Here is a 12,621-nt window from a genome sequence, read left to right as displayed (position 1 = left end):
TGATGAAAAATTTAGGAGTTGTTATAACAGACGGAGTTGGATTTCGCAATTTTATTCTTAGTGATTTTATTAAAGAATCTCAAGCTAATTTTGATAAGGTGATTATCTTTTCATGTTTGCCAAAAGCGGTTTATGAGGAATTCAATTTAAATTGCGAAATTATTGAATTGTCTGTTTTTCAAGAGACTTTTTACACGTGGTTTTTTAGAAAAGCAAAGGAAGTCACGCATTTGCAAGTGAACATTAAAAATAATTTTGGAATACAAGATAATTTAAACAGTACAAGATCTAAAGCTAATAATCCGAGAGGATTTGCGACGAGATTTCTTCATAAGTTCTCGCATTTGATCCATTCAGAAAGATTGGTTCTATTATATGATTTTCTTCAACAACAAACATTTAAATCTAATATAATAACTAAGGAATATATTGGGCTTTTAAAAGAGTATCATATTTCGTCATTATTTTTTACGCATCAACGTCCACCTTTTATAGCTCCACTTATTTATGCCGCAAAAAGCTTGAAAATAAAAACATCTGCTTTTATTTTTAGTTGGGATAACCTGGCTTCGAAAGGTCGAATGGCTGGGAGTTTTGATTTCTATTTTGTTTGGAGCAACTTAATGAAACAGGAATTATTATCTTTTTATAAATCAATACTAGAAAACCAAATTGCGGTAGTTGGAACGCCTCAATTTGAACCATATTCGATAAATAAATATGGATGGGAAAAAAACTATTTTGATGAAAAATTTAAAATAGATTCAAGTAAAAAAACGATTCTTTTTACTTGTAACGATTCAAGCAGTAAAAATGACCCAATTTATTTAGAAATATTAGCAAATTTTATTAGAGATAAAAAACTTTCAAAAGAAGTGAACTTGATCGTAAGAACTTCTCCGGCTGAAGAACCAAGCCGATTTGAAAAATTAGCAGTAAAATATCCATTCATTATCTGGAATTATCCTGACTGGACAATTGCCCGCACAAACCATCAAGAAGCTTGGACACAAAGAGTTCCATCAGTTATAGATCTGAATGATTTAAAATCATTGCTTCAATATTGTGATTTGTGCATTAATGTATTGTCTACAATAACTTTGGATGCTTTTATTTTTGATAAGCCCGTAATTAACCCAGTTTTCGGAAATAAGGAAAATGGTTGGTTTGACGATCAGAAGTTTTTGGATTATAGACACTTATCTATTCTAGTAGATTCGGATTCAACAGAGATTGCTAAAAATGAAGAGGAATATCTTATTGCTATAAATAGAATTCTGAATAGCAAAGATGACAAAAAATTGCAAAGAGCGAATTTTCTTAAACTCCAAATAGGTGGTGAATTAAAAAACACAAGCAAAAGAATTGCGTCAACATTAGCATCATTCAATGATTAAAAAAATAGCCATAATCTGCAACTATGAATTACTTCCAGAACGTGTTGGCGGGATGGATTATTTTTTTTGGGATTTTGACAAAAAATGCAAAGAAAATGAAATTGAAATCGATTGGTTTTTTCCCAACAATTCAAATCATGGGAAATATTCAGAATTAACAATTTACAGTTCAGATGGGCTAACTGCAGAAAACTGTTTTTTGAAATTTCTTGAAGAGAAAAAAACATATTATTCTTTTATAATTACTCATTTTGTTGAATTATGCACGCCATTTTTTAAAAAAGCAAAGCAATTTTCAGATGTAGAAATTATTGCGATCGATCATAATCCGCGACCTTTAAATGGATATTCATTGAAGAAAAAAATCAATAAAAAATTAAAAGGACTGCTTTTTTCAAAATATATAAATCTTTTCATTGGTGTTTCTGATTATACAGTAAATGAAATTTTAAAAGATTTTGGTTCGCATTTGAAATCTAAAACTAGAACCATTTATAATGGAGTAGTTATCGATAAAATTTTAATTCGAACGGAAAGAAATGTTTCTAAACCGACTTTTTTGGTTGCGTCACATCTTAGAGAATCAAAGGGAATTCAGGATTTGATTGAAGCTGTTTCACTTCTTCCAAATAAAATTAAAGAAGAAATAAAAATTGATATTTACGGAGACGGACCTTATAAAGTACATTTGGAAGAAAAAATTGCCAAGTATTCCCTTAAGAAGTGTTTTGTTTTCATAGGAAGCAAATCAAATTTAAACGAAATTTTTTTACAATATGATTATATGCTGCAGCCAACACATATGGAATGTTTTAGTTTGTCTATTCTAGAAAGCCTTGCTGCAAATGTTCCCGTTGTTACGACAAATGTTGGAGGCAATCCAGAAGTAATTACAAATAATCAAAATGGTTATATTTTTGAAGCTAAAAACACAAAAGCGCTTTCCTCACTTCTTGAAGATCTTTATTTGGGAAATAAAAAGATATCAATAAATACGAGAGAATTAATTGCCAATTCCTTTTCTTTGCCGAAAATGGTAAATGACCATTTTGCACTGCTTGACAAATAGATAAGTTTACAATTTTATAAATACATAAATGTTTTTTAATTCATTAGCATTTGCTATTTTTTTGCCAATCGTTTTTTTTCTGTATTGGTTTGTTTTCAATAAAACGAAAAGCAGCCAAAATGCTTTATTAATTGTTGCCAGCTATTATTTTTATTCCTGCTGGGATTGGCGATTTTTATTTCTTTTGGTTTTCTCTACTTTCTTAGATTATTACACTGGGATTCAGATTGAAAAGGGAAAATCTGAAAAAAGCCGAAAATTTTGGTTTTGGCTGAGTATAATTGTTAATCTTGGGTTTCTAGGAATTTTTAAATATTATAATTTTTTCGCTGTTTCATTTGCAGAATTATTGTCTTCTGCGGGATTCAAAGCGAGCCCAATTTTGCTAAATGTTATTCTTCCGGTCGGAATTTCATTCTATACTTTTCATGGACTATCATACGTAATTGATATTTATTTTAAAAGAATCAAAGCCGAATACAACTTTATAGATTATTCGTTATTTGTGAGTTATTTTCCGCTTTTAGTTGCTGGGCCAATCGAAAGAGCGACTCATTTACTGCCAGAAGTTAAAGTAAAGAGAGAATTCGATTTTGAAAAAGCCAAAGAAGGTGTTTGCCAGATCATTTGGGGATTAGTAAAAAAAGTAGTAATTGCTGATACCTGTGCAATTTATGCCAATGCCATTTTTGATCATTATTCAGCAATGAATTCGTTTTCATTAATTCTCGGCGCAGTTTATTTTGCTTTCCAGATTTATGGTGATTTTTCAGGTTACTCAGATATTGCTTTAGGAGTTTCAAAATTGTTTGGTTTAGATTTATTGAGAAACTTCAATTATCCTTATTTTTCACGAGATATTGCCGAATTCTGGCGTCGTTGGCATATTTCTCTTTCATCATGGTTTCGTGATTATTTGTATATTCCGTTGGGAGGAAGCAAAGGCGGAATTTGGATGAAAATCAGAAATACGTTCATCATATTTGTTGTCAGCGGATTTTGGCATGGAGCCAATTGGACATATATTGTTTGGGGATTCATTAATGCAGTTTATTTTCTGCCGTTGCTTTTATCAAACAGCAACCGAAACAATATGGATGCCATTAAACTGAACTTTAATTTTGATTCTGTTAAGGTTGTATTTAGTATTTTATATACCTTTTTGTTGACGTGCATTGCATGGGTGTTTTTTAGAGCCAGAACAATCACAGATGCTGTTTTGTATTTAAAAAGAATTATTACCAATAAAGATTTTAGCTTTCAGTATTTGGATAATGAACGTTACAGCTATGAATTGCTTGTACTTATTAGTTTATTTGTTTTAGTTGAATGGAATAATCGTACTAAAACTGAACCACTTTCAGGAAAAAGAAATGTGTTAAAAATAGCTCTGGCTATAGCAGCAATTTTGGCATTTGGTACTTTTTCAGATTATAAAGAATTTATTTATTTTCAATTTTAATGAAACGTTTTTTAATTTATATAGGCAAAATTTTTCTTGTATTTCTCCTAATACTAATAATTCTCGATGGTTTTTACACAACAGTTTTTCTTCATTCTAAAAACAGAGGAAAAATTGAAACCGTTTTTAATTCAAAATCACAGCAATATGATGTTGTAATTTTGGGATCTTCTCGTGCAAATAATCATTTTGTGTCGCAAATGTTTGAAGATAAAGGCTTAAAAACATTCAATTACGGAATCAGTGGCGGACATTTATTTGAAGCTTCTTTAATGCTGAAATTAATGGTTGAGAGAAAATATAAAATCAAAAATTTAATTCTTGAAGCCGATTTAAACCTTGCAAGTGAGCAGCAATCTGAAGGAATTTCTGCTTTGTTTTTACCTTATATCCATAATTCAGAGATCGTAAAAAAACATTTTGCTTCTGAAGAAAATTTTAATGAACTCTATTATATTCCCTTTTACAGATACGTGAAATTTGATACTAAAATTGGTTTTAGAGAAATGTTTTTTACTGCAATTCATAAAAAATCAAACGCCCTCGATAATTTAGGATTTTATCCCTTAAAGAAACATAAAAATGGCAATATGAAAAATGATATTGTCAATTTAAATCCATTGCCGCATAATAAATATTACGAAGAAATTAAAAATATATGTAAGGCTAACAATATAAACTTCATCGCGGTCATGACGCCAATGTGCGAAAATGTTGTGGGGATGAATTATTTTGAAAAGGTCCACAAAGCATATCCTGAAATTCATAATTATGAAAATGTGGTTGTTGAGAATAAATATTTTTCGTCTTGCGGACACATGACAAGTACAGGAGCAGAATTGTTTACAGCCCGAATTTTAAAAGATTTTTTTACTAAGTAAAGATGAAAATAGCTTTTTTGACACCTGAATATCCACATCCCAAAACTGGGAGCTCTGGCGGTATTGGTACCAGTATCAAAAACTTATCAATTGGACTTTTGGCTCAAGGAATTTCAGTTCGTGTCTTAGTTTATGGGCAAAAAGAGGATAATTTTTTTGATGATAATGGGATTCTTATTCAGCAAATAAAAAACATTAAAATTAAAGGATTATCATGGTGGTTTACCAAAAAAAAGATTGAAAGAATTATAAATAAGCTTTATTCAAATAGAGAAATTGATTTGGTTGAAGCGCCAGACTGGACAGGAATTACGTCATTTATTGCTCCGGCTAAATGTCCAGTAATTATTCGATTACATGGTTCTGATGCTTATTTTTGTCATTTAGATAACCGCCCTGTGAAATGGAAAAATAAATTTCACGAAAAAAGAGCTTTGGAAAAAGCAGATGCATTACTATCAGTAAGTCAGTTTACAGCAGATAAAACAAATTTTGTTTTTGGTTTAAATAAGAAGTTTGAAATTATTCCAAATCCTATTGACAGCAATTTGTTTCAGCCAAACAACAATATTGAAGCAAGTGAGAAAAGCATATTGTATTTTGGAAGTTTAATTCGTAAAAAAGGACTTTTAGAATTACCTCTTATTTTTAATAAAGTAATAGAAAAGAACCCAACTACTAAACTTGTTTTAATAGGCAAAGATGTTCCAGATATTATCTCAGGAAATTCATCTACATGGCAAATGATGCAAAATCTTTTTTCTGAACAGGCAATAAAAAATGTTGAATATTCTGGCAGTATTCCGTACGAAGCAATAAAACAAAAAATAGAGCAGTCGACGGTATGCGTGTTTCCATCTTTTGCCGAGGCTTTTCCGGTTTCATGGCTTGAAGCAATGGCCATGGAAAAACCAATTGTAGCTTCTAATATAGGTTGGGCAAATGAAGTGATTGATGATTCAGAAAATGGTTTTTTGGTAAATCCTAAAGATCATGAATTGTATGCCAAAAGAATAAATGAAATTTTAGAAAGTGAAAATGTATGCGAGATGTTAGGGAAATCTGCAAGGAAAAAAGTAGAGAAATATTTTGATATACAGGGTTTAGCTAAACAAAATATAGAGTTTTACAAAAAAATAATAAATCCAGAATAGTCTAATGAAATTTAATGAATTTAAAACTAGTACTGGAGAAGTAATTCTTTACAGCGGAGCACCCGATTTTGAAAAATTGGAGCTTTTGTCTTTTGGACCTGGAGATATCTGGCATAGCTCTTTTGAGCAAGGGTATAAAAATGCTTTTCCCGAAATTATATATCAGGCTCCAACATCCATATTTGTAAACGATTTTGATAATCTTGACCAATGCGTGAGTTGGCGAATAAATTCGAATGCATTTGCAATTAGAAAATCAGTTTGGGAAACTTTAGGTGGTTTTGACAACGACTATGAAAATTACCAAATGCAAGCTTTACATTTTGGATACAATTCTCTGCGAAATTGGGGAGCTGTTCCACTGTATGTGAAAGGACTTTTCAATTCTAATATTAAAGAGGAAATTAATATTACAGCAAAAGACAGATATGCATTTTTTAGAAAAAACTTTAAGATCGATCACGCAGTTTTCATGCTTTATCGAAAAGGTTTTTGGAAATGGAATGAATTAAATGCTTTCTTTTACGCTAAGAAAAATTTTAAAAAAGACATTCAAAAAGAAGGCATAAAACCGCGACCACTGCAAGAAATAGAAGGCAAACCATCGGTTAGTTATATCATTCCTACAATGATGCGCCAGGAATTTACCTTGCAGCTTCTAGATGATTTAGCAAACCAAACGTATAAAGTTTCGCAAGTTGTTGTTGTCGATGCGACGCCAGAAGATTCTAGAAATGAATTATTGTACACTCAAAAAGAATATCCATTTGAGTTGATCGTAAAATGGCAACAAACCAAAGGAAGTTGTCGGGCTCGAAATGAAGCAATTGAGTTGTGCACAGGTGAATACATTGCTTTTGGTGATGATGATATTCGAATTCAGCCAAATTTTATTGAAAATCATATTAAAATACTTCAAACGTATAAGGCAGGTGCTTCTGATGGTCTGGATGTTAAAGCTGATAACCAAAACCAAAGTCTTGATGATTTAGATTTGAAACTCAAAAAAATAGATGAACAAAGATGGAAAGTTGGTGTTTCTCAAACATTCAATAATGCGAATACTTGTGTAGAAGCTGCGTATGTTCATAAATTAGTTGGAAACGATGTTAATTTTGATGGAGGTTATGGCGAGGATAGTGATTTTGGATTATCTCTAGCAAAAATTGGAGTTGTAATTGTTTCAAACCCGTTTTCTGTAAATCTGCATTTAAAGCCATCGGCAGGCGGTTATAGATTTTGGGGAAATCAAGCGAAAATTTTAGGAAAAAAAAGAAAAAAACAACCATGGGAATTGGATACGCCTGTAAAACATATTAGGCCTGTTCCAAGTCCTACAATTATGTACGGAATTGTAAAACAGTTTTCAGAGAATCAACTAAAAGAATATAAATACAAATATTTTGCATTGTATCTTTTTAAAGGATCTAAAATCGGAATTCTGTATCGCTTTTTGAAAATTCCGTATAGAAATCTGCAATTTAAAAAATCAGTCTTTTATGCCAAGAAATTGAATAATTTAGGCATAAGATATAAATAAGAAACATGATTTTTTCTCTAGTTATTTGTACTTATATGCGTCCTGAATCGATTTTGACTCTGTTGGAATCCGTTCAAAAGCAAACTTTATATCCAAATGAGATTTTAATTATTGACGGATCTGCAGATGATAAAACGAAAAGTCTTTTAGAACAAAATCCGTTTCAAAATTTAAAATATTTTTTGGTTTCAAAAGAAAATCGGGGTTTGACAAAACAGCGCAATTTTGGAGTAGCACAGATAGATCCAACTTCTGAAATTGTTTGTTTTTTAGATGACGACACGGTTTTAGAACCTAATTATTTTGAAGAGATTATTAAAACATTTATGACTCAAAATGATGTTGTTGGTGTAGGCGGAATCGCGATAAATGAATATAATTGGAAACTTCAAAGTCCGAATGTATTGTACAATAAAAAAAGATATTACTTGTTTGAAGGTTATTTTTATAAAGAAGGAATACGAAACGTAACAAGAAATTATTTGGGTCTAGGATCTAATTTGGGTTCCGGTAAAATGCCTAGTTATTCTCATGGTCGTACTTCGGGGTTTCCTTTGACGGGAAAAACCTATGAAGTCGATTTGTTGATAGGGATGTCTATGGCTTTTAGAAAAAACGTTTTAGAAAAAATCAGTTTTTCTAAATTTTTTGAAGGTTATGGTTTGTATGAGGATGCCGATTTTAGTTTGCGGGCGCTTCAGTTTGGGAAAAATGTAATTAACACAAAAGCAAAACTTTCTCATTTTCATGCGCCCTCGGGAAGGCCGAATTTTTATAAATATGGAAAAATGGTGATACGAAACGGCTGGTTTGTCTGGCGCGTAAAAAATCCAAATCCTGTTTTTAAAGATCACTTTAAATGGAATGCAATTAATTTTTTGCTGACTTTAATTCGTTTCACTAACGCAGTTACAGAAAAAGATAAAAAAGCAGCTTTTGATGAAGCATTGGGACGAACAATTGGCTGGTGGAGTTTGTTGTTTAATAAACCTAGGGAATAATGATTTTTGTACTGAAAAAAAAGATTCAAAAAAAACTTAAAGAATTTAGGTTAAATTATTCTTACGTTAGATTTTATGCTGATGATAAACCAGTAATATATCTCGATCTGAAACATCAGACTAAAGTTCGTACCTATTTAAATCTTTTTTTCAGAATTAGGGCTGTTTATGACAACCCAATTGTTGTAAAATTTTCTGTTTTGCGAATGATGTTTTTGGCAAAATGGTTTAAAGATCTTGACTATATTTATTTCGAAAAACCTTTTTCGCGATTAAACAAAGCAAAAATTTTCAGTCATAATAAAAAGGCCGATTTTAAAGTAAATTACAATTACAGGAAAGTATATTCAACAAATGAGTATCAGGAAAATGCTTTGCCTTACATCATGCATCCCGCAAATTATCTGTTGCCTCAACCTGAGATCTTGCCTAAAAATATTGGGATAATCTTAAGTGGTAATTTTGAAGAGAAGATTTATAATACAAGAGTTATTCCAGATAATTTTGGTTTATTGAATAGGTGGGAAATTTATACTGAAATCCTAAAGCATAAAAAAGGGCTTTCTATTTCGGGAACTGAATTAGTTCAGGATTTATATTCAGGTTGCTTTAAAGATAAGTTTATAGTAATGAAATGGCAATCTGGTGCTATTCCAACAGAAAAATGGAGACATTATTTATCCTCTGCCGATTTTATTTTTTGTGCGCCCGGAATGACAATGCCTATGTGCCATAATGTATTAGAAGCGATGTCTGTTGGGGTAATTCCTATACTAAATTATCAAAACTGGCTTAATCCATCGTTAGAAGATGGTATCAATTGTTTAGTTTTTAGGGATGAAAAAGATATTGAATCTGTAATAGACAAAGCCCTTGCATTTTCTGATCTACAAAAAAATGAAATGGCTAAAAATGTAATCGAGTATTATAAAATTTATTATAAAAGTTTCGTTTTTTGTGAAAATGAATCTAAAGACCTAATTGTGTTAAATGAAAATATTAATGATATTAAATAAGAAAATTAATTATTTAAAAAATGTACTTCATAATTATAAAGTAAATGTTTTAACCAAAGACTATGCCTATTGGTATTTTTTAAAATATTTATACATTAATTTTTTATTGTATTTTTTTAACAAGGAAGTTGAATTTACATTTCTTGATAATATAAAGGTTAAAGCAAAAAAAGGCGATGGAATTGTAGGAAATTTCCATTCTATATTGCAAGAGCCAAACGAGTCCCTTTTTTTGTTACATTATTTATCTTCAGAAGATCATTTTCTAGATGTTGGAGCAAATGTTGGTCACTACAGTTTAATAGCCGCCTCTAAAACAGGAGCAAATGTTATCGCAATTGAACCTGTACCTCAAACTTTCAAAAGACTTCAGCAAAATATCAAATTAAATAACCTTCAAGACAAAGTAATATTACATAATATAGGTTTGTCGGATAGTGATGGGGTTTTATTTTTTACAGAGGGTCTAAATACTACCAACAGGGTCAGCTCAAGTCAGAGTGGAATAGAAGTGGGAGTAAAGAGTCTTGATAATTTGTTTTGTAATAATGAATTGAATTTGATTAAAATTGATGTTGAAGGTTATGAATGGTTTGTTCTAAAAGGAGGGATCAAAACACTAAATAAAAAGGAAACTAATGTTATTATTATAGAATTGAATGATTCATCAGAAAACTTTAATATTGATGAGTCAAAAGTAATTGATATGTTGACAAATGCAGGTTTTAATGCATATCGATATGATATTTTTGAAAGAGAATTGATTCCATTGAAGGATAAAAATCATAAACAATTTAATACGATTTTTATAAAAGACATTGATTTAGCAAGGGAGCGAATTAATAGGGGAGTAAAAGTAAAATTGTCTCAATATAGTATTTAAAAAAGAATGAAATTCGCCATAATAACTCACGTGAATCATAACCACTACGAAAACCAGTATTATGGTTACGCTCCCTATGTTCGCGAAATGAATATTTGGCTCAAATATGTCGATGAGATAATTATTGTAGCGCCTATAAATAAACAAAAACCAACATTGATTGATATTGCATATCAACATCAAAATATTGATTTTTTAAAAGTCCCAGATTTTAGTTTTACAAGTTTTAAAAATAATCTAGAAGCTCTTTTAAAACTTCCTATGATTTTTTGGAAGATTTTTTGGGCAATGAAAAAGGCAGATCATATTCATCTTCGTTGTCCAGGAAATATGGGTTTAGTTGGATGTTTGGTTCAGATCTTATTTCCAAAGAAAATTAAAACAGCAAAATATGCTGGAAATTGGGATCCAAAAAGCAATCAGCCTTGGACATACAAATTGCAACAGTCTATTTTGAGAAACACATTTCTTACTAGAAATATGCAGGTTTTAGTATATGGCGAATGGGAGAACGAAACTAAGAATGTAAAGTCCTTTTTTACAGCAAGTTATTCTGAGTCTGAAATAAAAACTGTTGAAAAAAGAAACCGAGATTCCGTTATAGAATTCATTTTTGTTGGAAGTTTGACTGCAGGCAAAAATCCAATGTATGCAATAAATTTGATTGAAACTTTAGTAAAAAAGGGACATAATGTAGTTTTGAATATTTATGGTGAAGGTGTCGAAAGAAAGCCTTTAACGGATTACATAGTAAATAATCAGTTGGATAAGTTTGTTTTTTTGCATGGAAATCAAAATTCTGAAACAGTCAAAAAAGCTTATCAAAAAAGTCATTTTGCAATATTGCCATCAAAAAGCGAAGGCTGGCCAAAAGCCATTGCCGAAGGTATGTTTTGGGGCTGTGTTCCTATTGCTACTAAAGTTTCTTGTGTTCCTTTTATGCTAGATTTTGGGAATAGAGGAATTCTAATTGATATGAATTTGCAGAATGATAGTAATCAGCTTGAAGAAATATTGGCAGATCAAAACTTGTTTTTTTCGAAAAGCAAATTAGCTGCGGAGTGGTCTCAAAATTTTACCACAGATAAGTTTGACTTCGAAATTAAAAATATGTTGGCAAAATGAGAATTCTTCAAATTATAGATTCTTTAGAACCGGGAGGGTCAGAACGAATGGCCGTGAATTATGCCAATTCATTAGCTGAAAAAATCGGATTTTCTGGTTTAATCGCTACGCGAAATGAAGGATTGCTTTTAGATCAACTTGATAAAAAAGTTTCCTATCTTTTTCTGAACAAAAAGAAAAGAATCGATTTAAAGGCTATTTTAAAATTAAGGAAATATATTAAAAACAATAAAATTGATGTGATTCATGCGCACAGTTCATCATTTTTTATTGCTGTTTTAGTAAAATTGACTTTCCTGCGTGTTAAAATTATCTGGCATGATCATTATGGAATTTCGCAAGATTTAGGTTCGAGAAAGAATCTTATGCTAAAATTTGGTTCCTTTTTTTTCGCGGGCAGTATTGCAGTAAATTCGGCGCTGAAAACTTGGGCTGAAAATTATTTGTGGTGCTCTAACGTTACTTATTTTTCCAATTTTATTGGGAATAGTTCCAACGCTGATGATGGAATTCAATTAATGGGCGAAGAGGGAAAAAGAATCATTTGTGTGGCAAATTTGCGACCACAAAAAAATCATAATCTATTAATAGATGCTGCTGTCATAATTAAAAATAAGTTTCCAGATTGGAGCTTCCATCTCTTTGGAAAAGATTTCAAAGACGCTTACTCTTTGTTGCTAAGCAATAAAGTGAAAAATCTTAAACTGCAAAAAACAATTTACTTTTATGGGGCAGTGGACAATGTAAAAGTCGCATTAAAACAATCCGATATTGCTGTTTTACCTTCATTATCTGAGGGGCTTCCTTTGGCTCTTCTTGAATATGGTTTATATAAATTACCGGTTGTAGTTACTAGCGTTGGTGAGATCCCAATGATAATTACTTCAGAAGAGGGCAGTATAGTTGAATCTAACAATTTAAAAGAATTCTCTGAAGCGTTGGAAAAGCTTATTTTAAATAAAGAATTAAGAGAGGAAAAAGGCTTAAAGCTTTATAATAAAATCAAAATGAATTACACCGAAGAGATTATCGTTGACGAGTATCTTTTATGGCTGTCTTTTATTAATTTTGCTCGCTAATACCTTAAAGATAA

General features: G+C 31.0%; 11 protein-coding genes. All 11 read left to right on the top strand.

The window, feature by feature from the left end:
• Positions 1–2: 2 nt before the first annotated feature.
• From FND99_RS10735 to FND99_RS10685, 11 genes are read left to right on the top strand one after another with little or no spacing between them, the layout of a single operon-like run.
• Positions 3–1,397 (top strand): glycosyltransferase family protein, encoded by a 1,395-nt coding sequence (locus FND99_RS10735; RefSeq protein WP_144337989.1) that lies wholly within the window; start codon positions 3–5, stop codon positions 1,395–1,397.
• Complete coding sequence (locus tag FND99_RS10730; protein WP_246074206.1) at positions 1,390–2,466, top strand: glycosyltransferase family 4 protein; 1,077 nt, start codon at positions 1,390–1,392, stop codon at positions 2,464–2,466. The genes FND99_RS10735 and FND99_RS10730 overlap by 8 nt, the downstream gene beginning before the upstream one ends.
• A 28-nt stretch (positions 2,467–2,494) precedes the next feature.
• Complete coding sequence (locus tag FND99_RS10725) at positions 2,495–3,928, top strand: MBOAT family O-acyltransferase (protein ID WP_144337988.1); 1,434 nt, start codon at positions 2,495–2,497, stop codon at positions 3,926–3,928.
• Positions 3,928–4,809 (top strand): hypothetical protein, encoded by an 882-nt coding sequence (locus FND99_RS10720; protein WP_144337987.1) that lies wholly within the window; start codon positions 3,928–3,930, stop codon positions 4,807–4,809. The genes FND99_RS10725 and FND99_RS10720 overlap by 1 nt, the downstream gene beginning before the upstream one ends.
• A 2-nt stretch (positions 4,810–4,811) precedes the next feature.
• Complete coding sequence (locus FND99_RS10715; RefSeq protein ID WP_144337986.1) at positions 4,812–5,963, top strand: glycosyltransferase family 4 protein; 1,152 nt, start codon at positions 4,812–4,814, stop codon at positions 5,961–5,963.
• 4 nt (positions 5,964–5,967) lie between these two features.
• The gene (locus tag FND99_RS10710) at positions 5,968–7,503 is read left to right on the top strand and encodes a glycosyltransferase family 2 protein (RefSeq protein ID WP_144337985.1); all 1,536 of its coding nucleotides are present in this window, start codon (positions 5,968–5,970) and stop codon (positions 7,501–7,503) included.
• 5 nt (positions 7,504–7,508) lie between these two features.
• Positions 7,509–8,504, top strand: coding sequence for a glycosyltransferase family 2 protein (locus FND99_RS10705; protein WP_144337984.1), 996 nt, complete (start codon positions 7,509–7,511; stop codon positions 8,502–8,504).
• Positions 8,504–9,520, top strand: a complete 1,017-nt coding sequence (locus FND99_RS10700; protein WP_144337983.1) for a glycosyltransferase family protein — start codon at positions 8,504–8,506, stop codon at positions 9,518–9,520. The genes FND99_RS10705 and FND99_RS10700 overlap by 1 nt, the downstream gene beginning before the upstream one ends.
• Positions 9,495–10,403, top strand: coding sequence for an FkbM family methyltransferase (locus FND99_RS10695; protein ID WP_144337982.1), 909 nt, complete (start codon positions 9,495–9,497; stop codon positions 10,401–10,403). Before FND99_RS10700 ends, FND99_RS10695 begins: the two co-directional genes overlap by 26 nt.
• A gap of 6 nt (positions 10,404–10,409) precedes the next feature.
• A complete protein-coding gene (locus FND99_RS10690) occupies positions 10,410–11,528 on the top strand; it encodes a glycosyltransferase (protein ID WP_144337981.1) in 1,119 nt (372 codons plus the stop codon).
• On the top strand, positions 11,525–12,607 hold the full coding sequence (locus FND99_RS10685) for a glycosyltransferase (RefSeq protein ID WP_144337980.1): 1,083 nt from the start codon (positions 11,525–11,527) through the stop codon (positions 12,605–12,607). The genes FND99_RS10690 and FND99_RS10685 overlap by 4 nt, the downstream gene beginning before the upstream one ends.
• Positions 12,608–12,621: the final 14 nt, after the last annotated feature.

The organism is Flavobacterium daemonense (assembly GCF_007341385.1).
GTDB classification, from domain to species: domain Bacteria; phylum Bacteroidota; class Bacteroidia; order Flavobacteriales; family Flavobacteriaceae; genus Flavobacterium; species Flavobacterium daemonense.
The sequence above is the reverse complement of the archived record's forward strand: the minus strand, read 5'-3'. Positions and strand labels throughout refer to the sequence as shown.

Bases quoted from the DNA above. Each gene is read 5' to 3' on its own strand.
- FND99_RS10720 (WP_144337987.1), top strand. From the start codon at position 3,928: ATGAAACGTTTTTTAATTTATATAGGCAAAATTTTTCTTGTATTTCTC.
- FND99_RS10705 (WP_144337984.1), top strand. From the start codon at position 7,509: ATGATTTTTTCTCTAGTTATTTGTACTTATATGCGTCCTGAATCGATT.
- FND99_RS10710 (WP_144337985.1), top strand. From the start codon at position 5,968: ATGAAATTTAATGAATTTAAAACTAGTACTGGAGAAGTAATTCTTTAC.
- FND99_RS10730 (WP_246074206.1), top strand. From the start codon at position 1,390: ATGATTAAAAAAATAGCCATAATCTGCAACTATGAATTACTTCCAGAA.
- FND99_RS10735 (WP_144337989.1), top strand. From the start codon at position 3: ATGAAAAATTTAGGAGTTGTTATAACAGACGGAGTTGGATTTCGCAAT.
- FND99_RS10700 (WP_144337983.1), top strand. From the start codon at position 8,504: ATGATTTTTGTACTGAAAAAAAAGATTCAAAAAAAACTTAAAGAATTT.
- FND99_RS10725 (WP_144337988.1), top strand. From the start codon at position 2,495: ATGTTTTTTAATTCATTAGCATTTGCTATTTTTTTGCCAATCGTTTTT.
- FND99_RS10685 (WP_144337980.1), top strand. From the start codon at position 11,525: ATGAGAATTCTTCAAATTATAGATTCTTTAGAACCGGGAGGGTCAGAA.
- FND99_RS10690 (WP_144337981.1), top strand. From the start codon at position 10,410: ATGAAATTCGCCATAATAACTCACGTGAATCATAACCACTACGAAAAC.
- FND99_RS10715 (WP_144337986.1), top strand. From the start codon at position 4,812: ATGAAAATAGCTTTTTTGACACCTGAATATCCACATCCCAAAACTGGG.
- FND99_RS10695 (WP_144337982.1), top strand. From the start codon at position 9,495: ATGAAAATATTAATGATATTAAATAAGAAAATTAATTATTTAAAAAAT.